Annotated in this window: 20 protein-coding genes and 1 pseudogene; 15 read left to right on the forward strand and 6 right to left on the reverse strand. The window is 35.9% G+C overall.

Annotated elements, in window-relative coordinates; all coding sequences use genetic code 11:
- Position 1: 1 nt before the first annotated feature.
- Complete coding sequence (locus AAFN87_RS15700; protein WP_347792009.1) at positions 2 to 550, reverse strand: GNAT family N-acetyltransferase; 549 nt, start codon at positions 548 to 550, stop codon at positions 2 to 4.
- A gap of 613 nt (positions 551 to 1,163) precedes the next feature.
- Between AAFN87_RS15700 and AAFN87_RS15705 the strand changes: the two are divergent.
- The 11 genes and pseudogenes from AAFN87_RS15705 to AAFN87_RS15755 all read left to right on the forward strand — a co-directional run.
- Positions 1,164 to 1,430 (forward strand): annotated as a pseudogene (locus AAFN87_RS15705) (diaminopimelate epimerase); the annotation flags it as partial.
- A gap of 15 nt (positions 1,431 to 1,445) precedes the next feature.
- The gene (locus AAFN87_RS15710; protein ID WP_347792010.1) at positions 1,446 to 1,991 is read left to right on the forward strand and encodes a diaminopimelate epimerase; all 546 of its coding nucleotides are present in this window, start codon (positions 1,446 to 1,448) and stop codon (positions 1,989 to 1,991) included.
- Between the two features lie 25 nt (positions 1,992 to 2,016).
- On the forward strand, positions 2,017 to 4,059 hold the full coding sequence (locus AAFN87_RS15715; RefSeq protein ID WP_347792011.1) for a sensor domain-containing diguanylate cyclase: 2,043 nt from the start codon (positions 2,017 to 2,019) through the stop codon (positions 4,057 to 4,059).
- A gap of 147 nt (positions 4,060 to 4,206) precedes the next feature.
- On the forward strand, positions 4,207 to 4,881 hold the full coding sequence (locus tag AAFN87_RS15720) for a response regulator transcription factor (protein ID WP_347792012.1): 675 nt from the start codon (positions 4,207 to 4,209) through the stop codon (positions 4,879 to 4,881).
- Positions 4,878 to 6,278, forward strand: a complete 1,401-nt coding sequence (locus AAFN87_RS15725) for a HAMP domain-containing sensor histidine kinase (protein WP_347792013.1) — start codon at positions 4,878 to 4,880, stop codon at positions 6,276 to 6,278. The genes AAFN87_RS15720 and AAFN87_RS15725 overlap by 4 nt, the downstream gene beginning before the upstream one ends.
- 226 nt (positions 6,279 to 6,504) lie before the next feature.
- A complete protein-coding gene (locus AAFN87_RS15730) occupies positions 6,505 to 9,327 on the forward strand; it encodes a 2-oxoglutarate dehydrogenase E1 component (protein WP_347792014.1) in 2,823 nt (940 codons plus the stop codon).
- A gap of 92 nt (positions 9,328 to 9,419) precedes the next feature.
- Entirely contained in the window at positions 9,420 to 10,670 is a 1,251-nt protein-coding gene (odhB, locus tag AAFN87_RS15735) for a 2-oxoglutarate dehydrogenase complex dihydrolipoyllysine-residue succinyltransferase (RefSeq protein WP_347792015.1), read from the forward strand.
- Between the two features lie 965 nt (positions 10,671 to 11,635).
- The gene (locus AAFN87_RS15740; RefSeq protein ID WP_347792016.1) at positions 11,636 to 12,481 is read left to right on the forward strand and encodes a transporter substrate-binding domain-containing protein; all 846 of its coding nucleotides are present in this window, start codon (positions 11,636 to 11,638) and stop codon (positions 12,479 to 12,481) included.
- Positions 12,482 to 12,666: 185 nt separating this feature from the next.
- Entirely contained in the window at positions 12,667 to 13,407 is a 741-nt protein-coding gene (locus AAFN87_RS15745; protein ID WP_347792018.1) for an amino acid ABC transporter permease, read from the forward strand.
- The gene (locus tag AAFN87_RS15750; protein WP_347792019.1) at positions 13,404 to 14,138 is read left to right on the forward strand and encodes an amino acid ABC transporter ATP-binding protein; all 735 of its coding nucleotides are present in this window, start codon (positions 13,404 to 13,406) and stop codon (positions 14,136 to 14,138) included. Before AAFN87_RS15745 ends, AAFN87_RS15750 begins: the two co-directional genes overlap by 4 nt.
- A gap of 347 nt (positions 14,139 to 14,485) precedes the next feature.
- On the forward strand, positions 14,486 to 14,686 hold the full coding sequence (locus AAFN87_RS15755) for a DUF6501 family protein (protein WP_347792020.1): 201 nt from the start codon (positions 14,486 to 14,488) through the stop codon (positions 14,684 to 14,686).
- A gap of 42 nt (positions 14,687 to 14,728) precedes the next feature.
- Here the strand turns inward: AAFN87_RS15755 and AAFN87_RS15760 are convergent, their stop codons facing one another.
- The 4 genes from AAFN87_RS15760 to AAFN87_RS15775 all read right to left on the reverse strand — a co-directional run bounded on the left by AAFN87_RS15760 (position 14,729) and on the right by AAFN87_RS15775 (position 18,600).
- Positions 14,729 to 15,787 carry a toxic anion resistance protein gene (locus AAFN87_RS15760; RefSeq protein WP_347792021.1) on the reverse strand — a complete coding sequence of 353 codons (1,059 nt, stop codon included), beginning with the start codon at positions 15,785 to 15,787 and terminating at the stop codon, positions 14,729 to 14,731.
- Positions 15,787 to 16,431: a 5-bromo-4-chloroindolyl phosphate hydrolysis family protein gene (locus AAFN87_RS15765; protein ID WP_347792022.1), complete on the reverse strand. Its 645-nt coding sequence runs from the start codon at positions 16,429 to 16,431 to the stop codon at positions 15,787 to 15,789. Before AAFN87_RS15765 ends, AAFN87_RS15760 begins: the two co-directional genes overlap by 1 nt.
- Before the next feature lie 103 nt (positions 16,432 to 16,534).
- A complete protein-coding gene (locus AAFN87_RS15770) occupies positions 16,535 to 16,813 on the reverse strand; it encodes an acylphosphatase (protein ID WP_347792023.1) in 279 nt (92 codons plus the stop codon).
- 56 nt (positions 16,814 to 16,869) lie between these two features.
- Entirely contained in the window at positions 16,870 to 18,600 is a 1,731-nt protein-coding gene (locus AAFN87_RS15775; protein WP_347792024.1) for a methyl-accepting chemotaxis protein, read from the reverse strand.
- A 128-nt stretch (positions 18,601 to 18,728) separates the two neighbouring features.
- Here AAFN87_RS15775 and AAFN87_RS15780 point away from each other — a divergent pair, with 128 nt between their 5' ends.
- The 3 genes from AAFN87_RS15780 (at position 18,729) to AAFN87_RS15790 (ending at position 22,906) form a co-directional block, all read left to right on the forward strand.
- Positions 18,729 to 19,010, forward strand: coding sequence for a DUF1033 family protein (locus AAFN87_RS15780; protein WP_347792025.1), 282 nt, complete (start codon positions 18,729 to 18,731; stop codon positions 19,008 to 19,010).
- Positions 19,011 to 19,254: 244 nt separating this feature from the next.
- The gene (locus AAFN87_RS15785; protein ID WP_004230088.1) at positions 19,255 to 19,455 is read left to right on the forward strand and encodes a cold-shock protein; all 201 of its coding nucleotides are present in this window, start codon (positions 19,255 to 19,257) and stop codon (positions 19,453 to 19,455) included.
- A gap of 265 nt (positions 19,456 to 19,720) precedes the next feature.
- Positions 19,721 to 22,906, forward strand: a complete 3,186-nt coding sequence (locus AAFN87_RS15790; protein WP_347792026.1) for an SNF2 helicase associated domain-containing protein — start codon at positions 19,721 to 19,723, stop codon at positions 22,904 to 22,906.
- A gap of 118 nt (positions 22,907 to 23,024) precedes the next feature.
- Here AAFN87_RS15790 and AAFN87_RS15795 read toward each other — a convergent pair whose 3' ends face one another.
- Complete coding sequence (locus AAFN87_RS15795; RefSeq protein WP_347792027.1) at positions 23,025 to 23,417, reverse strand: nucleoside 2-deoxyribosyltransferase; 393 nt, start codon at positions 23,415 to 23,417, stop codon at positions 23,025 to 23,027.
- A 714-nt stretch (positions 23,418 to 24,131) separates the two neighbouring features.
- Between AAFN87_RS15795 and AAFN87_RS15800 the strand changes: the two genes are divergently transcribed.
- Complete coding sequence (locus AAFN87_RS15800; RefSeq protein ID WP_347792028.1) at positions 24,132 to 24,641, forward strand: DoxX family membrane protein; 510 nt, start codon at positions 24,132 to 24,134, stop codon at positions 24,639 to 24,641.
- Positions 24,642 to 24,657 lie beyond the last annotated feature (16 nt).

Below are 24,657 nucleotides of genomic sequence, written 5' to 3' on the forward strand. Positions count from 1 at the left end.
TTTACATTGCTTGATGTTCCTCGTCTGTTGTCATATTTGCTGTCACAAGATAGAATAAATCTTTAGGAATTTTAAATAAATCGAATTTCGCCTCTCCGCGATTAATTTCCTCGTATAGCGCGGGATGTGAGTCTTTTGCACAAACTACATATGGTAATTTTAGTGCAGCCGCTTTAGAGCGTTCATTTTGCTGACGAATACGTAAAAATACTGTATTGAAGTCATGTTCAAAAAATAACTCTTGTAAAAATAAAAATTTCGCCTTTTGGTTATAACCCATTCCTTGAAATGGTTGACCTATCCAAGTACCAAGGAATCCAGCCCCATTTTCTATATCAAAAATACTTATTGTGCCAATCGGTTGGCCCCAATCATCAGTTATCGTTCTAGAAATTGCTTTACCCGCTTGCTCTTCTTCGATTAGTTGTTTTGTCATAAATAAGTATTCCTCAGCAGAATGCGCTTTCTGACGAACAAAAGGGAAAACAGAAGGGTGACTTAATAACTGATATAGCTCAGCTGTTTCATTTAAATCTCGATGTTTTAGCATGCGAAACGCCTCCTTTGAAGGAAAGAATTAATATATTGGTCACAAGGCGTGCATTTCGAATTTGAATTCAACTTAAACTAGACGTCAAACTACGGAGCAGTAGTCCATTAGCTATCCGCTATCTTACAAATGAAATAACAATGTCGAAATAGTTTTGTGAAAGTATCATATAACATTGTATGCACTTTCCGCAATAATTTTGAACGAAAAAAACAAATTTTTCTATTAAATATCTATCAATTCCGAAAAACCAGAATAGTGTATAATAAAGTTCTTTGAATGATTATTCAAATCCTTTAAAAAAGCTATGTTAAAGATTACTGTAGATCTTGTTTATAATGCTAGACGTGCTTGGGTTGCATGTACCGTTCGTAGCTGTAAACTTCGGCATGTTCCTCACACTTTATGCAAATCGTAATGCGAAAAAAATCTTGTCTACATACTAAAATATCAACTAATTGGGGGAGCAAAGCATATGGAAATCAAATTGTTAAAAGTGCATGGGTCGGGCAATTTATTTTATTTAGTAGAAACAGTAGATGAAAAATTGCATGATTGGATCCGTTTAGCACAATGGCTATGCTATTAAGACAATAATGACGGCGCAGATGGGCTATTACTTGTAGCTCCCTCTCAAATTGCAGATGCAAAAATGCGAGTAATTAATGCAGATGGTTCGGAGGCTTCAATGTGCGGGAATGGGCTTCGCTGTGTTGCGCGATACATTTGTGAAAAGTTCAATAAAACAGAAGCAATAATAGAAACAATGAAAGCAAACTTACGTGTAAAAAAAGATCAACCAATATTTGAGGAATTGCCAACGTATTCAGTAGAAATCTCACCTGTGTCGTTTATGCTTGAATCTTTACCGATGAATTAAAGAGGAAAGAAGCAAGTGATTAATGAAATAATGGATGATTTTTCACCTGTAATTCGTTTCACTGCTGTTTCTGTACCGAATGCTCATTTGATTGGGGCAGTGACAAAACATTATATTCAGAGTGATACACATCAGTGTCAACTTGCTCAATATTTAAATAAAAAAAACCCGATTTGTCATGATGGGGTAAACGTAAGCTATATGTATCCTGTTCAGTCGAATAGTATTTATGTAAGGACATATGAGCGAGGAGTTGGGTTTACGAACGCGTGTGGTACGGCAATGACGGCCGCTGCACTTGTAGCAAAAATGACCGCCCTTGTAACAAGTGAAGAGATTATAGTATATAATCCAGGTGGTTTTGTAAAATGCACCGTAAACAATGATGGCAACAATTACGAATTTTTACTTACTGGTAACGCAACTATTACTGAATATTGTCTACTTCAATTAAATGAGGAAAAATATCAATGGATTATTTGCGAACAAACGACAGAATCGATACAATATGAAAAATGTATAAAATTTGTAAAAGAACATACTGCACAATTTATTATGTAGATGGATATTGAGGTAGGTGCCAAAAATGACACAATCATTTCTCACAGAGGTACAGTTAGATATTTTATTTGAAAATAGTAAAGATTTTGTGTTTTTTATGAAAAAGAGTAATTCTGACTTTGAATATGTATATACAAATTTTTCGGCATTGCAATTGTTTGATAATAGTCCAATTGGAAAAAGTGTTAATGAGATGATGCCAAATCACTTAGCTAAAACCATATTAAATTACTATCATCTCGCTAGTGAAACGAAGGAACAACAGGCTTTTCAAGATTATACGTATTTCACAAATGAAGTAAGAAAATATGAATCGAATGTGTATCCCGTTATAAGGGATGGTGCGACATATATTTTAGCAATTACAAAAGAAATTGCTTTTGATAGAGACATACAGGACAAGTATTTATTTATGCGTTCTGTCTTCTTTAATACTTTTTTATCTACTGTATTAATTTCCAATGATTTAAAACTCATCGAAGCGAATCCTAGATTTTTAAAGGATTTTAATATTAATATTGAAGAGGTTCGCTGGCAGCCTTTTTTAAATTTACCTTTTATTGAACCGAATTTCGCACATACACTTGAAGGTTATTTAGCGGAGGCGCAAAAGGGTGATAATTTTACATCAAAAGTAATCCCGTTTGTTGATAAGAATGGAAAAAAACATAGCTTTACGGCGACATTTTCCCCATTAACAAATGAGGGAGAGGTTGTTGCTGTATTTCTAATTTTGCAAGATATTACGAAATACATTGAGCAACAGCAAGAATTGCGTGTAACATCCCATGGATTAGAAATATTCCAAAAAGCAATCGATTCCGCAGCAGAAGTGTCCTATACAAATACAGATGGCGTCATTATTGAAGTTAACGAACGATTTATCGAACGTACAGGCTTCACAAGAGAGGAATTAATCGGACAAACACATAATATCGTCAATTCCAGGTACCATCCGAAAGAATTTTTTGTGAATTTATGGGGGACGATTCGACAAGGCGAAGTTTGGCGCGGAGAAATATGCAATCGGACGAAGCAAGGAGTAAATTACTGGGTAGATACGACAATTATCCCGTTGACAAATGAAAAGAGAGTCATCGATCGCTATCTTTCAATAAATTTCAACGTATCGGAAAAAAAACGATTAATGATTGATTTGCGAAATATTGAAAGAACTTTCCGTATGATTACAGAAAATACGAATGATTTTATTACAATAACGAATGAAGAGGGGATTATTCAATATGTATCACCTTCCTATGTACGAAAGCTTAACTACAAGGAAAGTGAGCTCGTTGGTCGAAATTATACAACGATTTTAGCACAGGAAAGCGTTGAAGTATGGAATAAAGAATTATGTAAAAACAATTGTGAACTTAATGAAACAACTATAGAGCTGGCGTTAAAAACTAACAGTGGAGAAGTAATTTGGACAGAGGGGAGCTATAAAATTGTTAATGGTGATACAAGAGATCAAACACAATTAATTATGGTATCCCGTGAAATAACAGAGCGCAAAAAATTAGAGAGCACTCTTCGTTTTATGGCATATCATGATAGCTTAACTCTATTACCGAACCGCCGTTATTTAGAACAAGAATTTCCTCATATAGTGGAGAGTGCAAAAGCAAATTTTACATCTTTTGCTGTCCTTTATATTGATGGTGATGATTTCAAAAGTGTCAATGACCAATTCGGCCATGATATAGGTGATGAAATCATTAAGTATTCTGCTCAAACAATCGCAGAAAGTATTCGTGGGACAGATTTGGCCGTTCGATTAGGCGGTGATGAATTTGCCGTTATTTTAACGGATTTATCTCGTCAAGAAGTTGTGCGAGATGCATTAATTATGGAAATTATTGAGCGTATTAAAGCGAACTTGAAAAAAGGTTGTATAATAAATGGTCACACTTTTTGCCCAACTTCGACTATAGGTATAAGTTATTACCCTGACCATGCGACGACATTAGATGATTTATTAGATAGTGCAGATCAAGCGCTATTAGAAACAAAATCAATATCAAAAAATAGTTTTAAAATTTACGAAACTGCACAAACAGAGTAAAGTAACAAGTGAAATGCCTATATTTTGTAGATGTAAAAAGTCCCGAAAGGCAAATCTAAACCTTTTAGGACTTTTTTTGAAGCTATTTTAGCCTGCTTATACATGGCTGGCCATCTGTATTAAATAAAAAAGGGATTTGGTGTTAAGATGGATAGAAAAATATTACTAATAGAAGATGAAAAAAATATATCGCGCTTTATAGAGCTCGAATTGAAGCATGAACAATTCGCTGTAACTTGTGTGTATGATGGAAGGGAAGGGCTTGACAAAGCATTACAAGAAACGTTTGATTGTATTTTACTTGATGTGATGTTGCCGCAACTGAATGGAATAGAAGTGTGTAGGCGAATTCGTCAACACTCGGATGTACCTATAATTTTATTAACAGCACGCGATGCGGTTATGGATCGTGTAGCAGGATTAGATGCGGGGGCAGATGATTATATAGTAAAGCCATTTGCTATAGAAGAGTTGCTTGCACGTATTCGTTCAGTGTTACGAAGAGTAAAGGCGACTGTGGGAAATGAGAATAGATTAATATGTCGTGAATTAGAAATTAACTTAGAAGCATACGAAGTACTATTTGAAAATAATAAATTAGATTTAACGAAAACGGAATTTGACTTACTTAAATTACTAGTTGAACATCAAAATAAAGTTTGTACACGAGAACATATTTTGGAAACTGTTTGGGGGTTTGATTCTGAAGTGGAGACAAATGTAGTCGATGTATATATTCGCCATCTTCGAACAAAATTGCAAACTTCTCAAGCACCATATATTGAGACAGTGCGCGGCGTTGGGTACGTGATGCGGGGATGAATAGAAAACAAATTATTAGAAATTTATCACTTAAGAAAAAATGGATGCTAACGTCGGGTGTTACTATTTTTGTAAGCTATGCAGCGATATGTATTGTACTATATTTAGCGCTTCATACATGGCTAATAAATAATGAGGAAAAAAATGCACTACGCACGGCGGATGATATAACTACATTTTTTAACACACTAGGTGTAAATGTTACGATACAGCAGTTACAACATAATACAGGATTAATGAAAGCAATTGTAAATCAAGAGCAAACTGTTCGAATATTAAATTTGGATGGGGTAGAGCTAATTCGAATTAACGATGCATCACCTGCTGCTAATACAAATGCGACATATGATGAGCTATTATCAACAAAGATTTCGGAACAAAAAGTAGGAGGCACTAAAGCGTATATAATTGAGCGAATCGTTCAAATTGGTCCATTTCAGGGGTATATGCAACTTATACATCCTTTAACTACATTTCAAAAAATGATGCAATATGTGTTGACTACGATGCTCATTATGGGGGTAGGTGCTTTATTATTGTCTGCCTCAATTAGTTACGTATTAGCAAATAGGTTAATTCGCCCCCTACAGCAACTGCGAGATTCAATGCGTACAATTCGTGATAAGGGATTAGAGGAACGTGAACAATTTACTTATCAAGCAGATGATGAAATTGGTGATGTTCTTACAATGTACAATGCGATGTTGGAGGAACTTGAAATATCGTTTACTAAGCAACAGCAATTCGTTGCCGACGCTTCCCATGAGCTGCGTACGCCGATACAAGCAGTTGAAGGGCATTTATCTTTACTCGCTCGGTGGGGGAAAGATGATCCAGTAATATTATCAGAGTCGATTGATATTTCGCTAATAGAAGTAAGGCGGATGAAAAAAATGATTGAAGAGCTACTGCAGCTCGCTCGTCGCGAACAAGTGATGAATGCTGAAGCAAATTTGGAACAAGTATTAGACCAAGTAATAAATGAATTAATTACTGTGTATCCAAATGCAAAAATAACTCACTTTGTTGAAGGTCAATTAAGCAATGTAAATGTATCTCCAGAGGCACTTGCACAAATAATACGGAATATAATAGAAAATGGAATTCGGTATAATAATCGGTTGCCTGAAATTTCAGTCAAATCAATCATGAGAGAAAAATACGTTTATGTAGAGATTAGTGATAATGGCATTGGAATAGCTGAACAGCATTTGCCATTAATATTCGATCGTTTTTACCGAGTAGATGAATCTCGTCAGCAAAATGGAGGAGGTACAGGGCTAGGTCTTAGTATATCGAAAATGCTTGCAGACAAATATGGAGTTGACATAAATGTAAATAGCCATTTAGAAAAAGGGACTTCATTTTTGCTAACAATTCCAAAGAAAAATCCTTAAAATATTACGATTTGTCTACGTTTTACTACAGTTCTCTAAAAAATTTGCTTATTTTTCTAAAAATAGTTGTATTTTTTGTGAAGAGTAGTAAGATTGAGATGGAAAAAACGTTCTTCAACGCAAAACAATCAAGTATCTTGGTCCTTTGAAGAATGGTAAAATAATATATAAGTTTTCATTTAAATTTATGGAACTGCCATTAGGCAAAATTTGGAGGTTATTTTTCATGTCGAACAATGTATTACCTGCAGGTTCCCCATGGTCAGCATTCTCTGGCCCTAACTTAGGTTATGTGATGGAGCAATACGACTTATTCCTGCAATCTCCTGAAGAAATAGAGGCGGAGTTAGTTGAATTATTCCAACAATTCGGAGCGCCAGTAGTAGTTGAAGGTGAAGTAGCTGTATCGGGAGGCACAGCTAGTCAAGGAGGCGACTACAAAAAAGTATTAGCAGCTGTTAAACTAGCAGACTCTATTCGTATGCAAGGTCATTTAGCAGCAGATATTTATCCACTGAAAAATCGTAAGCTTAATACGGCTCAGTTTGAAGAAAGCGCATTCAACTTAAATCAAGTAGATTTAGTAAATATTCCTGCAACTGTATTCTTCAAAGATGTACCAGCAGGCGTGAAAAATGGTAAAGATGCAATTGATTATTTAAAGTCTGTATATACAAATAAAGTTGGAATTGAATACGGTCATGTTGTAGTAACAGAAGAGCGCGATTGGATTCAAGCGCAAATTGAATCTGGATCTTTAAAGCAAGCTCTTTCTACAGATGAGAAAAAAGAACTTTTAGAGCGATTAACACGTGTTGAAAACTTTGAAAAATTCATTCATAAAACATTCGTTGGTCAAAAACGTTTCTCTGGTGAAGGTCTCGATACACAAATCATATTATTCGATGAAATTCTAAAAACGGCAGAAGCAAAAAATGTAGAAAATGTACGTATCGGAATGGCGCACCGTGGTCGTTTAAATGTGCTAACACACGTATTAAACAAACCTTACGACATGATGTTCTCTGACTTTGCACACGTTTCTAATGAGTTATTTATGCCAGAACATGGCCGTCTAGAAATTACAAAAGGTTGGACAGGTGATGTTAAATACCATATGGGTGCTTCTTTTAATAGAGAGTCTGGTATGAATGTAAAACTTGCATACAACCCATCTCACTTAGAAGTTGGTAACCCAGTTGTATTAGGTTCTACACGTGCAACACAAGATGATACGTCTATTCCAGGTCAAGCAATTCACAACCCTGCAAAAGGGCTAGGTATTCTTGTTCATGGTGATGCTGCATTCCCAGGTCAAGGGATTGTAACAGAAGTTTTAAACTATGCAAAAACAGAAGGGTTCTCTACAGGCGGAACAATTCATATCATTGCCAACAATATGATCGGATTTACAACTGAGTTATTTGATTCACGTTCATCTGTGTATTCATCAGACCCTGCAAAAGGATATGAAGTACCAGTAATACATGTCAATGCAGATAGCCCAGAAGCAGTAGCTCAAGTTGGTCGTTTTGCAGCTAGCTACCGTCAAAAATTTGGAAAAGATATAGTAGTAGACTTAATCGGTTACCGTCGTCATGGTCATAATGAAACAGATGATCCAACAGTAACAAACCCAGAAACATATAAACTTGTTGCAAAACATGACACAGTACGCACTTTATACGGTGCAGAATTAGTTGCAGCTGGCGTTATTACAAGCGATGAAGTTGCGGCTCTAGATGCAAGAATTTATGCAGAAATGCAAGCCGCTTATGACCATGTAAAAGCTATGGCTGAAAAAGATGAACATACACAACTTGAAATGCCAGAAGAATTAAAAGTGGAATTCCCACAAATTGATACTACAGTAAGTGCTGATCGTTTAGAAAAAATTAACGAAGACCTTTTAGTATTTGAAGAAGGTTTCGAGCCACAAAATAAACTTGGTAAAATTTTAGAAAAACGCCGTGATGCATTTGCTTCTGAAAAAATTGACTGGGGTCATGCTGAAACATTAGCTTATGCAACAATTATTCAAGATGGCACACCAGTTCGTTTTACAGGTCAAGATGCACAGCGTGGTACATTCTCACAACGTCACTTAGTATTGCACGATAAAAACAACGGCAATGTATTTACGCCACTTCACCATATTTCAGGTGCTAACGCATCATTCACAGTACACAATTCTCCTTTAACAGAAGCGGGTGTTGTAGGGTTTGAATATGGTTATAACTTAGAAAATGGTAACGTATTAACAGTTTGGGAAGCTCAATTCGGTGACTTCGCAAATATGGCACAAGTAATGTTTGATAACTTCATTTCAGGCGCACGTTCTAAATGGGGTCAAAAATCAGGATTCGTAATTCTATTGCCACACGGTTATGAAGGGCAAGGCCCAGAGCACTCTTCAAGCCGTATGGAGCGATATTTACAAATGTCGGCTGAAAATAACTGGTTCGTAGCAAACTGCTCTAATGCAGGTAACTACTACCACTTATTACGTCGTCAAGCTGCAATGCTAAATTCGGAAGGTGTGCGTCCACTTGTTGTCGTATCACCTAAATCATTACTACGTCACCCACTTGCAGCAGCAAGCGCTGAGCAATTAGCAAATGGTTCATTCCAAGAAGTAATTGAGCAACCAGGCTTAGGTTCGAAAGCGGAAAAGGTAGAACGTATTTTACTAGGTACTGGTAAAGTAATGATAGATTTAGCTGATCGCGTAAAAGATGGTGAAGGGTTCGATCACCTACATATCGTACGTGTAGAACAGCTTTATCCATTCCCAGCTGCTCAAATCGCTAAAATTATCGCTAAATATCCTAATGCAAAAGAAGTTGCTTGGGTACAAGAAGAGCCTAAAAACCAAGGTACTTGGAATTTTGCATTAGAACAATTATTAGAGATTTCTGAAGGTAAAAAACTACGTTATGTAGGACGTCCTGCAATGAGTTCAACTTCAGAAGGGGATGCTGATTCTCATAAAGCTGCACAAGCAGCACTAATTGCCGAAGCAGTTGCTGAAATTGTAAAAGTAAAATAATGTATTAACTTAACTATTACTGAAAAATCAGGGCTACTTGCCTAAAGGGTAGCCCTATGTGCATCAAGCACTATCTAAAGGAGGAAATGAAAGTGGCTGAAATTAAAGTCCCTGAATTAGCAGAATCAATTACTGAAGGTACAATTGCCCAGTGGGTGAAAAAAGTTGGAGATCGCGTAGAAAAAGGCGAATTCATCGTTGAATTAGAAACAGATAAAGTAAACGCTGAAATCATTTCAGAAGAAGCAGGCGTATTAACACAAGTTTTAGCAGCAGAAGGCGACACTGTTCTTGTTGGTCAAGTTATCGCAGTAGTTGAAGCAGGAGAAGGCGCACCAGCAGCTCCAGCAGCACCAGTTGAAGTAGCAGCACCTGCACCAGTTCAAGAGGCGCCAAAAGCAGCTCCAGTAGCGGCAGCTCCGGTTGTTGAAGAAACTTCAGGTGAGCGCGTAGTAGCAAGCCCTGCAGCTCGCAAATTAGCTCGTGAAAAAGGTATTGACTTGGCTGCGGTTTCTCCAGTAGATCCACAAGGTCGCGTACGTGTACAAGACGTAGCAGCTCATGGTACAGCTCCTGTTGCATCAGCACCAGCTCAAGTTGCAACTTCAAATGGTCCAGTTATTTTCATGCCAGCAGCTGAAACTGACCGTGTAACGATCGAAAAAATGTCTCGTCGTCGTCAAACAATTGCAAAACGTCTATTAGAAGTTAAGCAATCTACTGCTATGTTAACAACATTCAACGAAATCGACATGACAAACATCATGGCATTACGTAAACGTAAACAAGATCAATTCGTGAAAGATAACGACATCAAATTAGGTTTCATGTCATTCTTCACAAAAGCTGTTGTTGCAGCACTTAAAAAATATCCATACGTTAACGCACAAATCGTTGGCGATGAAATTCATTTAAACAACTTCTATGATATCGGTATTGCTGTATCAACTGAAGAAGGTTTAGTAGTACCAGTAGTACGTGACGCTAACAGCAAAAACTTTGCAGAAATTGAGAAAAATATCGCTGAGTTAGCTGGTAAAGCACGTGACAAAAAATTAGGCTTAAACGACATGGCTGGTGGATCATTCACTATTACAAACGGTGGTGTATTTGGTTCATTAATGTCAACACCTATTATGAACGGTACACAAGCTGGTATTTTAGGCATGCACTCAATCGTTAACCGCCCAGTAGCTGTTAATGGTGAAGTTCAAATCCGCCCAATGATGTACGTAGCATTATCATATGACCACCGTATTATCGATGGTAAAGATTCAGTTGGTTTCTTAAAAACAGTAAAAGAATTTATCGAAAATCCAGAAGATTTATTATTAAATTCTTAATTAATGATACTATATAACCCTCTATTGAATTTGGAGGGCAATGAAAACACCAAATAGTTTTACGTTTAGAGATATTCGGGATTAGTCACCGAATATCTCTTTTTCTTTTAATGTAGGTCCCCAGTTGTTTTCCGAAGCTTACCGCTCGCTTTCTGCGGGCGTAGGATTTAGCCTCCTCGGGGCAACACGGTGTTGGTCACGAAGCCATTGCCACAAGGATGTGGCGTACTTAGGCTGCGTTCCTCTATAGCTCCTGCGGGGTCTAAATTTCTCCTCTATCCCGCAGGAGTCGAGCGGACGCTTCTCCAAACAAGACAAAGTGTCGCAAAATCCCTCTCCTCTATAATAGCTTTGTTAAATAAAATTGTTGATGTATAAAGGTTCTAAATCAATAGGTTCAGAAGGGAAATTCTTTATCAATCGCGCCTTGCATAAAGCGCAAAAACGAGTTGTATAAGACAGTACAACTGGCTTGTGCGTCTCGTGCGCTAGCGTGATTGCCTTGACAATTAATTCAACAGAATGGCTAAATCATTGTTTAGTTAGAAAGCGAATTTTTGTCATACAATATAGAATAAATACACTTTTTCTGCGCTATCGTGATTTTGCGCTAGAGGGTTTTTAAATATGGTAAATTAGAAAATTCTGAAAATTGAATATTGACAGTCTGTTATTATTGTTGTAATCTTTTATTAATTCACAATACACCTCAATTTTTGTGAAATAGAGACACTCCTGGAGTCAAGTGCAAAAACATTGTGAGCTAGAGGAAAGTATGTCGCCAAAATATTAAACTATTACAAAATTATTTAAAGTAACGTTTTATCTACTACTAAGTTGAACTATCGTAGTAAGGCAATTAAGAGCAATTGCATTTTATTACGCTGTAAGCGGCCTAAATATCTTTAGGTCGCTTTTTTTATCCAGAGGAAAATAAAAATAGAAATAAAAGGGGGAATGTTAACATGAGCAGAAAACTTTTACTACTATTAGGAGTTTTGCTAACGACGCTAGCACTTGCAGCTTGTGGTACTGGTGAACAAGGTTCTACTTCTTCGAATGGTGGAGTAGAAAAAGCTGTATTAAAAGTAGGGATGGAAGCAGGGTATGCACCATTCAATTGGACTCAACAAGATGATTCAAACGGTGCTGTGAAAATTAGCGGTACACCGGAATACGCTGGTGGTTACGACGTGCAAATCGCAAAAAAAATTGCGAATGGTTTAGGAATGGAACTTGAAGTAGTGAAAATTGAATGGGATGGCCTTGTACCAGCTCTTCAATCAGGTGTTGTAGATGCGATCATTGCAGGTATGAGTCCGACTGAAAAGCGTAAACTGTCAATTGATTTCACTGAAAATTACTATACATCTGATTTCGTAATCGTCATGAAAAAAGGTGGAAAGTTTGAAAAAGCTAAAACGTTAGCAGATTATAAAGGTGCCAAAATTACTGCTCAGTTAAATACAACAAATTATGACGTAATCGATCAGATTCCAGAAGTTAAAAAGCAATCTGCTATGGATAACTTCCCAGCAATGCGTGTTGCCGTAGAAACAGGTGTAATTGATGGCTATGTAGCAGAACGGCCAGAAGCGATTTCAGCAGCAGCAGCAAACAAGAAATTCACTTATTCGGAACTTAAAGATGGATTTAAAACGGAGCCAGAAGATACAGCAATAGCGATTGGTGTACGTAAACAATACGAGTTAACAGATAAAATGAACGAAATATTAAAAAGCATTTCAGAGGATGATCGTCAAAAGTTAATGAAAGATGCAATATCTCAGCAACCTGCATCTAACGAATAAAAATAATACAATGTAAGATCGAATAGTTTAAATTGCAAGGAGGCGTCAAAAAAGATTTGAGACGCCTCCTTTACTCTAATGGCTCGAATATTTTGATGTGAACATTTTATAGCGAAAAAATAATGCAGAAATAAAGAGCTGTTCTATAAGCTGCTACTTTCTGGACAGCCCTAGGGGGAGTTATTATGAGTTTTGAAACGATAATATCGATACTTGAAAATAACTGGCCGATGTTTTTACGTGGCGCCTATATAACCCTTGCAATTGCCATTATTAGTACAATTCTTGGTACTGTTATTGGTTTTTTTATCGGTAATATGCATACAACTCCAGTACGAAAGAAATCATTAAAAAGTGTCTTTTTAAAAGTATTTAACTTCATCTTGACGTGCTATGTAGAAGTATTCCGTGGGACACCAATGATTGTTCAGGCGATGGTAGTTTTCTATGGATTAGCTTCATATGGCTTAGAATTAGATAGATTTTTAGCAGCTTTAGTTGTTGTTGGCTTAAACACAGGGGCGTATATGGCTGAAATAGTTCGAGGCGGTATTATATCGATTGACAAAGGGCAATACGAGGCAGCACAAGCAATTGGTATGAGCCATTTTCAAACTATGTTTTATGTTGTCTTACCGCAAGTAGGTCGAAATATATTGCCAGCTACAGGTAACCAATTAGTTATGAATATTAAAGATACCGCCGTACTAAACGTCATTAGTGTAACCGAGCTATATTATCAAACAAAATCTGTTGCAGGAGCGAATTTTAAGTTTGCAGAAAGTTTCTTCATTGCTTGCGTCATTTATTTAATTATGACATTTACAACAACGCGTATATTACGTTTAATGGAGAAAAAGCTAGATGGACCTGATGCATATAATATGGCTGTTAATATAAGAGGCAGAGGGGAACAAAAAATATGACAAACGTAATCGAAATTCAAAACTTAAGAAAATCATTTGGTTCCCATGAAGTATTACGCGACGTGAATTTCAATGTTAAAAAAGGTGAAGTAGTATGCTTAATTGGTTCTTCTGGTTCAGGTAAGTCAACACTTTTACGCTGCATTAATTTACTTGAAAAGCCTAGTGGAGGCAATATTATTTATAAAGGTGAAAATATTTTAGATAAGAAGCATAATATCGAAAAATACCGAACACATTTAGGTATGGTTTTTCAACAATTTAATTTATTTAATAATTTGGATGTTCTAAATAACTGTGTTGTTGGTCAACAAAAAGTATTAAAGCGTAACAAGCAAGAGTCAACGGATAAAGCTATGAAATTTTTAGAAGTAGTTGGTATGGCACAATATAAAAACGCCAAGCCACGTCAATTGTCAGGTGGACAAAAGCAACGTGTCGCAATTGCCCGAGCTCTTGCGATGGATCCGGATGTTATGCTATTTGACGAACCGACATCAGCGCTCGATCCAGAAATGGTAGGGGAAGTGTTAAAAGTCATACGATTGCTTGCAGAACAAGGGAATACGATGCTCATCGTCACACATGAGATGGAGTTTGCACGTGAGGTAGCAGATCGTATTGTGTTTATGGATCAAGGAGTTATTGTAGAAGAAGGGCAGCCAGAACATGTGCTTGTAAATCCAAAACATGAACGAACAAAAGAGTTTTTGAAACGTACTTTGAGATAAATAACGCAAGAAACTCTGTTAGCAATGTGCTGGCCAAGTTAGTATCGATAAAAATTTAACTATGTAAATGAGTTTTACTTTAAGATTTATTATTAACGTCGAGAATTCCATTCAGAAACAATAACAAAAATAATGGCGAAGGCTATTGCAATAGCCCAAAACCAAGTTGGGATGTAAGACATTTGATCACCTCTAAACTTATTTTAGCATTATAATCTATGTCATACAAACAGCAAAAAGTGCAATATATTTTGTTCAATATAACGTAGGACTACCATTACTTAAAAAAATCGTATAAAATATAAAAAGATGAGAGCGTATAGCTTATAAAAGTGAGGTTAAAATTAATGTTACATTTACAATGGAAAGATGCACCGACTATTCGAACTGTAAAATGTGTGCATACTAATGCATCTAAGTATTTAGTATCAAACGTATTAACAGTAGGAAATGAATACGAAGTGAAAAATGAAACAGAGGAGTTTATTTTTGTTATCGACAATACTGGCAAAGTTGGCGGATACTACAAAGATTACTTCGAGCAATAAGATGAAATAAAGCATGGCGGAAATTATATCCGCCATGCTTTTTTATATTTTTTCTAATGTATCATTTGCTTTTGCATGTACACGAAGTGTTTCCTCAATATCTTGAATAAGCTGTAGTTGTGTTTGTTTAAATTTATCAATATCTGCATGTGTTATACCTGTTTGTTTGACTTTCATATCAAGCATGCGACCGTTTTTACGAGCTAGTTCATCAGATGCACGTGTCAGCTTTTCTTGTGCTTCGATTAAACGGCGCTGTTGGTTCATTGTTAGTAATGTTGCAATTTGAGTTTGCCACATTGGAATAGTTGTCATCACTGATGCTTGTATTTTGTCAATTAATAACTGGTTTGTTTGTTGCATTAAACGGATTTGTGGTGCAGCTTGAATGGCAATCTCTCTAGAAATTTGCAAATCATATAAGCGACGATCTAACCATTCAATAGCCATTTTTTCATCGTTCGCTTGCTGATAACTTAAAAACGAGTCTGGCTGTGCAGGTGTTAACTTTGACGTTTCATCGGCAAGCTTTAATTCACCCGCTGCGATATAAATGTTTACTTCGTGAAAATACTGTTCATTTAAGTTATATAATTCCTCTAACAGCTTAAAATCACGTAATAAACCCATTTGAGCATGCTCTAATTGTATTGCTAGGCGATCTATTTGTTTGCTTAGTTTTTTATAATGAGACATCACTTCTTGAGTTGATTGTTTTGGACGTGAAAAAAGCTTGCCTAAAAAGCCTTTATTATGTTCAAGAAGTGCATCTGGATCAATTTGTTCTAAGTATGAAACAAGCTGTGATAATACTTCGCCTACTTTACTATGATCTTTCCTTTCGGCATGTACTGACATATTTGCTGTAAAATCACGAAGTGCCTGTTGTGCAGATAAACCGAAAGAAAGGACGTTTTCATAAGTGTTTATTTTAAGCTCTCTTGCCAATGTAAGAGCACGGCTTTTGTCGAACTCGCTAAGAGAGGCGAAGAGGGGGCTAGCTACATGATTTGTTAAAGCGTTATTGAACTCTTCCTCTGCCACCTTAGCAACTGTACTTCCTGTATTTTTGAATGCTTCAAACGGGTTTTGTTGTTGCATTATTTGTCACCACCAACTATACGTTCTTTCATTTTATCATTTTCAAGCTTTGCAAAATCAAGCTCAATTTTTAAGTTTTCAATATCAGAAGCAAGTGCAAGTTTTAAATCATCTTCCATTGTGCCATACAAGTCCTTTAATGTTTTTCGCGTTTCTTCTAACGCTAAGTGGATTTCAGTTCCTTTTACTTGTTCCTTAGTTAGTAATGTATACTTATCCGTTAACTGTACAGCAGAAGGAAGGTGAGCATAAAAGAAATCTTCCACTGCATAAAACTTGCGCGGATTTGCCTGCACAAGATTAATGATGCGTCTTGAAATTTTGCTTATTTCATTTAGTAATTTAAATGAACGAATCGAACGCACACGTACATATTGCTGTGTTAGTTGGTTCATATTGTCTTTTGCCATTTTTAATTGACGCTCAATATGTTTATACTCAGAACGTGTGAAGCCTAATTCCTTACTCTTCTTTATTCTTTGAAACATTAATATGCCTTTATTACTTATATAATAGCTTCCGATTGCTAATAACGGCACGAAAACAATGCCTAAATCGAAGTTAATCACTGTAATAACAAGCACTGCAAAACTAATAGCAAAGTTAAACGCATGTCTACTAATAAAATTTATTGTACCAAGCATATTTCGTACCTCCTTTATAGTTACTAATGTATACGGTCTAAAATGAAAAAGGTTTCAACTACATCGTACACCATTTTCGAAAACAATCAAAAAAAGAAGTCAGCTAGACGATATCTGACTTCATAACGGTATATCCTTTTAAATCATCAAATATTTCAACTGTAAAACCGTTATAGTCTGCCTGTAAACTAACGCCTTTTTGTACGAAGTGAATAAATTCATCTACAGCAGCTGTCTTACCTTCGATTTCAACTTCGATTTTATTTTCTGTGTTGAGTTCGCAGTAACCTTTTAAGCCTAATTCAATTGCCTTTTGTTTTATAAAAAAGCGATAGCCAGTACCTGCAACATCTCCAAAAAACAAAATATGTGCGCGTTTCATAATGACCTCCTTAGTAAGATAGACAAAACCACAAAAGGTAGCTTTGTCTATATGATTTATTTCATAACACGTTCGTTTGCAATTTCTTGTACTAAATCATTAATATAGCGTAGTACTTGTTCAGAAGCAGCTTCAATATCTTTTAAATGTTTTTCAGCTGTAGGAATATCACCTCTATTATACGCTTCAACAGCATATTTTGCAGAAGTGTGAACTTGTTCGTGATTGCGATCTAGCTCAAGGTATGATGGATGCGTACCGAATCGTGCAATAGTTTTTTCTGCGAAGTACCATTTACCGAGTCGGCATTCTGTATGTGATGATACGTCATTAGGTTGTAATTGCTCTAAGCCAAGGAACATATTATATACACGCCATTTCCATAATATATGGTCTGCTTTTGATAATTGTAATAGAGCGATACTCGACAACTGTATGTTATTTTTTGCAATAACATCATTACGGAAACGGTTAATTTCTTGTCCTAAATGGTGAATATCACGGGATGTATTTGCACCATATTCACGAATGTCGTCTTGCAAGGTTGAAATTTGTACCATTCGAGAAGATACTTCATCGATGGCAGCAGCTTGTTGTTCAGATACGGCTGCTGTATTTGTTACATCTAAATTAATGCTTTCAATCGTTTCTACTATGGAATTTAGTAATGGTAAAGATTGTTTTGCTTCATCTGTAGCGTCTTTTATTATCGTTGTCGTTTCAGTAATTGATTTTGCTACTGTATTTGAATAAGATTTTAATGAGTGAACATTATTTGAAACTTCTCCTAAAGCAGAAACTGTACCTTCAGCTAGCTTCCGAACTTCTTGTGCAACAACAGCAAATCCTTTACCATGTTCACCGGCACGTGCAGCCTCTATTGATGCATTCAGGGCAAGTAAATTCGTTTGATCAGCAATTTGATTAATTAAAGTGACGACATTTTCGATATCATCAATATGTTTTTGTAATTCAGTAAAGCTCTGCACAATAGAAGTGAATGTTTCCTCAGTTGTAAATATTTCTTGAAGTGCGTGCTCGATTGAATTTTTACCTTGTGCAGCATATGTAACAGATTCGTTTGTCTTTTCTGCAATTCGACTTGATGAGCGGGCAATTTCTGTGATAGAAGCTGCTAATTCTTCTGCTGCTGCAGTTGAAGTCGATATTTCTTCTGCCTGATAATCTAAGCTCATAATTAGATCTTTCATATACATTATTCGAGCATTTGCATCCATTAAGGTAGAAATCTCTTCTACAACGTTTTCAAGCATACGCTCAGTCATTACTTCTACTAATAGCTCTTGGTCAATATTAACTGCAGCAGATACAGATTTCATATAATCAAATGCTTTAAACGGTTTTAAAGCGAAATTATGCAAAATATGTGTCGTTAAATAGAAAGAAAACTGATTGAATACTATGATTGTTTTACCTGGTTCGAACTGATTTTCACGCAATAAGTTGAAAAATTTAATTGTTTCATCGACATAAGTATCATCGCGTTTGCCTAGGAAAAATTGTTCTAAATAATTTGCAATTTGTTTATCGGTAATGGGATTTTTGCCGTTTGGTGCAATTTCTTGTAAATATTTTACGAATATTTCATTCATTGTAGGTCTAATGTTTTGGATGCGTTCATAAACTTCTTTTAAGTTATTTTGGTCATGTTGATTAAAATGGTTAAAAGCCAGCGTTTCTGCAAAACGGCCAGTAGCATTTTTTAAGTCTGTTCCCCTGGCAAATAAATCTTGTAAATCTGCTTTCGGTTTAATTAATGAAAACATGTCTGATCCTCCTAATTAGATGTAACTGGAAACTATTTTATCATAGGGAGTAAGTTAATAATAGACACGAGTAAGCATAATAATTAAAATGATATATACATAATTTTTTTAGGAAAGGAGTGTCTGTAGTGTATAAAATTATTTATATGAAAGCTGACTATGAACCTTGGTGGCAATTTGAAGGGTGGGAAGAGAAGATTGAAGAGACCTATATTTTCGATACAGAGGAAGATTACGAAACGGGTCTTCAAAATGTAATTACACAGTTTAGAGAAAAATACGAGCATGAAGAAATAAAAAAGGGAAAGTATATTGCTTTTTGGTCTAAATCTGAATGTGAATATTGTGAAGCATGTGATGATGACGCACAAATTTTTCATGGCATCATTCTTGAAAAAAACATAAATTGAATTGTGTCACCTTCAATTGGCAGAAATAAGAGAAAATTATAAAAAATAATTAATTAAATAGTTTGACATAGTGTAAAATGATGGTATACTTAGGTTAACAATTAAATTGCTTGACCGGATACAATGGATTCACATATTACAAAGAGTGATCGGTGTAGTTGTCGGTACTTTTTGTAATATGTGAATTTTTTATTGCGGTAATCAATTCCATATTGTTCACTTTATTTTTTGGAGGTTTTCTTAAATGAAACAAGGTACAGTAAAATGGTTTAACTCAGAAAAAGGCTTCGGATTCATCGAAGTAGAAGGCGAAAACGACGTATTCGTACACTTCTCAGCTATCCAAGGCGAAGGTTTTAAAACTCTTGACGAAGGTCAAAAAGTTGAGTTCGAAGTTGTAGATGGCAACCGCGGACCACAAGCTGCTAACGTAACTAAACTTTAATTCTTAGGAATTAAACTTACATTCGTTAAATTCGAGGCATCCTATATTTATAGGGTGCCTCTTTTTATTTGTTTCATACTAAGACGGAAAAGTAATTATATAAACTACATATCATTTCTTATCTTAAATAATGCAATCACATTTACATTAGAAAACCCCCACTGATTGAAGATTCACTTTATGAATGTTTTGAGTGACTTTACGATAAATGTTAGAATAATTATTAATGTCAACATTATAACGATTAATGGAAGGAGCGGGTTACATGGATATTAAAATCAACCAAAAAATCATAAAAGACATGTGTGGGTCCGTCTCCTTCAAAAGAGGGGACGCTTATTTACGTTCAAATAAAGTAACGATTCAGGAATATAGCGCAGATCGATGTACAGCTACAGTGAATGGAGCAGAGGATTTTCGTGTCACAATTGAAAAGGATGAGAATGGGCGAATTCAACCGTCTTGTAGCTGTTCTACACTACTAAACTTTAGTAAGAGCTGCCAGCATGTTGCAGCTGTTTTGCTTGCTATAGATGAAAGGAAGCGACAGCGGAATAATCTTTCTCATCCATCTTCTGAGCAACAACTATCAGAAAGCATCATGACACTTTTCCAGGATAGTCCAATACGAAAAAGCCGTCATCAGCTACATTTTGAACAAAGACAAGTACTTGATGTACAGTTTATACTTATACCTTGTTCGATTGGGGAAGGGCAATATTTATTTGGTGTTGAACTGTGTGTAGGACAAACGAAAATTTCATCTATTCGAGATTTTCTACAACATGTACAGTTTGGACAGCCTTACACTATATCACCTACATTGACCTATCATCCAAATGAACATTGCTTTAATAGCGAAATAGACACAGTGCTGCATCAACTAATCCGAGTCACGCGTGATGAGCTAGCTTTTTTAGAGTCATTACCAAACGATATTGATAGCCAAGAAATATTATTAATACCACCTTCTGCATGGGGTGGGCTCATGCCTTTTCTCACACAAACAGATGTGTTTGTAAAACAAATTCAAATAAAGGCTCAGCCTATACGTATTGTAGAAGGTGCACCTCCATTACAATTTACAGTTGATGAAATTGATAGCGAATATCGTTTAACAATTAATGGATTTGAGCAAATTCAACTTTTTAGTGCGTATCAGGTTGTTTTAAGTGATAATTCCTTATTCATATTAGATCACCAAGACAGTGATCGACTTAATGAACTTCAGCAAATGCTCGTAGCTCCAAATACAAATGAAGTGACAATTCCAAGTGAGCAATTGAAAACTTTTCTAAACAAAGTCGTCCCTCGTTTAAAGAAAATAGGGCAAGTCAATTTGTCGAAGCAGTTAACAGAGGAAATGATGAAAACGCCTTTAGTTGCGAAGCTTTACTTAGATCGCCTAAAAAATAGATTGTTAGCAGGGCTTGAATTTCATTATGAACATGTGATTATTCAACCACTGGAAGATACTGGAAATCAAGTAGATCCGATGATTATAAGGGATTTTAAAAAGGAACAAGAAATTCTCACAATCATGGAGGAGAGCGGTTTTACGACAACTGAGGGCGGCTATTATATGCAAAATGAAGAGTTGGAATATGAGTTTTTAAATCATGTTCTCCCGAAGTTGCAATCCCTTACTCAAATTTATGCGACAACAGCTGTTCGTAACCGACTTATCAAAAAAAGTGTGTTTCCTAAAATTGTTGTTAAGGTGAGAAAAGAACGAACAAATTGGTTAGAATTCAAATTCGAAATGGACGGTATTTCCAACAACCAAGTGAAGGGAATTTTAAAAGCGCTTGAAATCAAGCAAAAATATTACCGACTACCGAATGACACTTTACTATCTCTTGAAACGAAGGAAATGGAAGAAATTCGTCGGTTTTTACTAGCAGGACCAGTACAAGATGATCACTACGAGAGCACTCTGACTATGCCAATATTAGAAAGTCTGAAATTTTTGGAGTTAATAGGTGAGAGTGATGTGTTTACCCCAGCCGAATCATTTCAGCAGTTTCTTAATCAATTACTTCATCCTGAAACATTGGATTTTGACATTCCTGAAAGTTTAGAAAGTGTTTTAAGGGACTATCAACAGCAAGGATATAAATGGATGAAGCAACTGGCTAGCTACGGATTCGGTGGTGTATTAGCGGATGATATGGGACTTGGCAAAACAGTCCAAAGTATTGCATTCATTGTGTCAGAGCTTGAAAACATACGTGCTTGTAAACAGCCAGTACTAATTGTGTGTCCGTCTTCTTTAACGTATAACTGGTTACACGAAATGATGAAATTTGCACCGGAGCTTCAAGCGATTGTTATTGATGGGGATCATACAGCAAGAACAGAGCTACTACGAGATTTGGGGCATATTGATGTCGTCATTACATCCTATCCACTACTTCGCCGTGATCTGTCATGGTATGAGAAACAACAGTTTCATGCAGTGTTCTTTGATGAGGCGCAAGCGTTTAAAAATCCTTTAACCCAAACAGCACGAGCAGTAAAAAGAATAAAGGCAAATCATCGTTTTGGATTAACAGGTACTCCGATCGAGAATAATCAGGAAGAGCTTTGGTCAATCTATCATGTAATTTTCCCTCAGCTATTTCAAGGGTTAGAGGAATATAGTAATTTAACTAGGAAAGAGATTGCGCGGAGGGTTCGACCGTTTTTACTCCGTCGGATGAAAGAAAATGTACTGAAGGAGCTGCCAGGGAAAAACGAAATGCTAGAAATATCAGAGCTATTGCCTGAACAAAAGCAACTGTATGCCGCATTATTAGCTAAGCTTCGAGTCGATACATTAAAGCACCTAGACAAGGAAACGTTCAGGAAAAATCGCATTCGTATTTTAGCCGGTTTAACGAGATTGCGCCAAATTTGCTGCCATCCGTCATTATTTGTGGACGGCTATAAAGGTAGCTCAGCTAAATTTGAGCAGCTACTACAAATATTAGAGGAATCTAGACTTTCTGGTAGAAGGGTACTGATTTTCTCTCAATTCACGAAAATGCTTGAGCTTATAGGGAGAGAAATGACGAAGCGCGGTCAAGAGTATTTTTATTTGGATGGTCAAACCCCTTCAGAGCAACGTGTCGAACTGTGCAATCGATTTAATGAGGGAGAGCAAGATGTATTTCTGATTTCATTAAAAGCAGGGGGAACAGGCCTGAATTTAACAGGAGCAGACACCGTCATTTTATACGATTTATGGTGGAACCCAGCAGTTGAGGAACAAGCAGCTGATCGTGCATATCGAATGGGTCAGAAAAACACCGTCCAGGTTATTAAGCTTATCGCACGAGGAACGATTGAAGAAAAAATGAACGAGCTACAAGAAAAAAAGCGGAATTTAATTGCGGATATTATTGAGTTTGATGAAAAGGCTTCTGGTGCATTAACGGAAGAAGATATTCGGGAGATTTTGCGGATTTAGAGAATGAGTAAGTGTCAAGAAAGCTAGAGCAATTTCATGATGCAACTATTTATAAAATAAAGTAGCCTAACCTATATTATTTCATTTTAAAAGCAATGGAGTTAGTTCTCCATTGCTTTTAATTTATACTGTTTGTCACTTTGTTTAATAACTCGTCAATAGTTCCAATAACTATCTCAACTTCTGATAAATGATAGAATGTACTTGTGGTTTCAAAGTTAATTACCTCATTGTTTAGACAGTAAAGGAATATCTTTTTTCCTAGCCCTAATGCAATACCTAATTCAATATGACTTCCTTTACCTGCTGGAAGTAACACTATTAAAAAATCTGCTTCGATTACAGATTTTTTCTCTGCTTGCCCAATTGCTTTTAACTCTTTAATGTGGGATGCTCTTTTATTTTTTGTCCAATCATAAGTTTGAACATAGCCTTTGTTTTTTAAATGTTCGCTAACAAATCTGACTGCTTCTATATTTTGAAAGCTTGATGCAACATAAAATTTTTTCATGATTGACCCCTTTATTTTCTGAAATAACTCCTAAGTAAATTAGTAAGACCAGTATAAGTTGCTTGCCAATTAGTAGGAGAAATCTATTCTACTGAACCGGTACCTTCTAGTATACCGCTTGTTTTCATTAAATGTGATTCGCAACTTATAATAATCAAAACTATGTATTGTAATAGCACACCTGCGATTAGAAGTGCATTATAGGTTCATAAAATAATGCAAAGATAATGACCAACCAAAAACCAAATTCCATAAACCTCACAATCCTCTTTCGTTTATTATACCAGTTTTTACAAAATCCACTTTAACAAATAATCTTACGAAAACAGCGTTAACAAATGAACACCTAAAGTTTAATTTTATGGAGGGAACTAAAAATTTACTGGAGAAATCCTGGAATGTCGGTGTGCTATCAGTGAATCATTATTCTGGGATTATAATAAATCGTTGAAATTCCCGAAGTGGCGGAATTTTTTTATAATAAGAGCGGTTTTGAAAATAATCGATAATATGTATTTAAGAGATTTTAACAGTTTTATGTAGAAATAATAACAGCAAACGTATTGATAAAATGTTTTGGAAATGTCATATTAAATGTGAATAAAAAATGTTAAATAGTATTTTTATATAGTTTTTTCGTGGGTATTTTATTATACTACGTTTTGTAGCGTCACAAATTCGTGAAACTAGTAAATAAAATAAGGAGGAATTTTCATGATGAATTGGTTACGTACTAATGTATACGCTTCATATTTACTTCTATTTTTAAGACTATATATCGGATATCAGTGGGTTACTGTTGCGATAGGCAAAATCACTGGAGGATTCGACGCAACTGGTTATCTGGCGAACATTGTCGCTAATCCAGTAATGGGAGCAGACGGTCCTATTTATCCGGCATATAATTATTTCATTGAACATTTTGCTCTACCTAATGCTGAACTTTTTAATGTATTAGTTCCTTGGGGTGAGTTATTAATAGGTTTAGGTCTTCTATTAGGCACTTTAACTACTACTGCGGCATTCTTCGGATTATTTATGAATTTCATGTTCTTCCTAGGTGGAACTGTTTCGACAAACCCAACATTTATTTTAATTCAGTTTATCATTCTAGTTGCTGGTGCAAATGCAGGGCGCATCGGTGGAGATCGTTGGGTGCTTCCATGGCTTAGAGCAAATGTATTCAAGAAAAAAGCAAGAAATAACATTGAAAAAAGCGCTTAATTGCTTACATCAATCA

The organism is Solibacillus sp. CAU 1738 (assembly GCF_039888725.1).
GTDB lineage: Bacteria > Bacillota > Bacilli > Bacillales_A > Planococcaceae > Metasolibacillus.

Bases quoted from the DNA above. Each gene is read 5' to 3' on its own strand.
- AAFN87_RS15700 (WP_347792009.1), bottom strand. From the start codon at position 550: ATGCTAAAACATCGAGATTTAAATGAAACAGCTGAGCTATATCAGTTA.
- AAFN87_RS15715 (WP_347792011.1), top strand. From the start codon at position 2,017: ATGACACAATCATTTCTCACAGAGGTACAGTTAGATATTTTATTTGAA.
- AAFN87_RS15720 (WP_347792012.1), top strand. From the start codon at position 4,207: ATGGATAGAAAAATATTACTAATAGAAGATGAAAAAAATATATCGCGC.
- AAFN87_RS15725 (WP_347792013.1), top strand. From the start codon at position 4,878: ATGAATAGAAAACAAATTATTAGAAATTTATCACTTAAGAAAAAATGG.
- AAFN87_RS15730 (WP_347792014.1), top strand. From the start codon at position 6,505: ATGTCGAACAATGTATTACCTGCAGGTTCCCCATGGTCAGCATTCTCT.
- AAFN87_RS15740 (WP_347792016.1), top strand. From the start codon at position 11,636: ATGAGCAGAAAACTTTTACTACTATTAGGAGTTTTGCTAACGACGCTA.
- AAFN87_RS15745 (WP_347792018.1), top strand. From the start codon at position 12,667: ATGAGTTTTGAAACGATAATATCGATACTTGAAAATAACTGGCCGATG.
- AAFN87_RS15750 (WP_347792019.1), top strand. From the start codon at position 13,404: ATGACAAACGTAATCGAAATTCAAAACTTAAGAAAATCATTTGGTTCC.
- AAFN87_RS15755 (WP_347792020.1), top strand. From the start codon at position 14,486: ATGTTACATTTACAATGGAAAGATGCACCGACTATTCGAACTGTAAAA.
- AAFN87_RS15760 (WP_347792021.1), bottom strand. From the start codon at position 15,787: ATGCAACAACAAAACCCGTTTGAAGCATTCAAAAATACAGGAAGTACA.
- AAFN87_RS15765 (WP_347792022.1), bottom strand. From the start codon at position 16,431: ATGCTTGGTACAATAAATTTTATTAGTAGACATGCGTTTAACTTTGCT.
- AAFN87_RS15770 (WP_347792023.1), bottom strand. From the start codon at position 16,813: ATGAAACGCGCACATATTTTGTTTTTTGGAGATGTTGCAGGTACTGGC.
- AAFN87_RS15775 (WP_347792024.1), bottom strand. From the start codon at position 18,600: ATGTTTTCATTAATTAAACCGAAAGCAGATTTACAAGATTTATTTGCC.
- AAFN87_RS15785 (WP_004230088.1), top strand. From the start codon at position 19,255: ATGAAACAAGGTACAGTAAAATGGTTTAACTCAGAAAAAGGCTTCGGA.
- AAFN87_RS15790 (WP_347792026.1), top strand. From the start codon at position 19,721: ATGGATATTAAAATCAACCAAAAAATCATAAAAGACATGTGTGGGTCC.
- AAFN87_RS15795 (WP_347792027.1), bottom strand. From the start codon at position 23,417: ATGAAAAAATTTTATGTTGCATCAAGCTTTCAAAATATAGAAGCAGTC.
- AAFN87_RS15800 (WP_347792028.1), top strand. From the start codon at position 24,132: ATGATGAATTGGTTACGTACTAATGTATACGCTTCATATTTACTTCTA.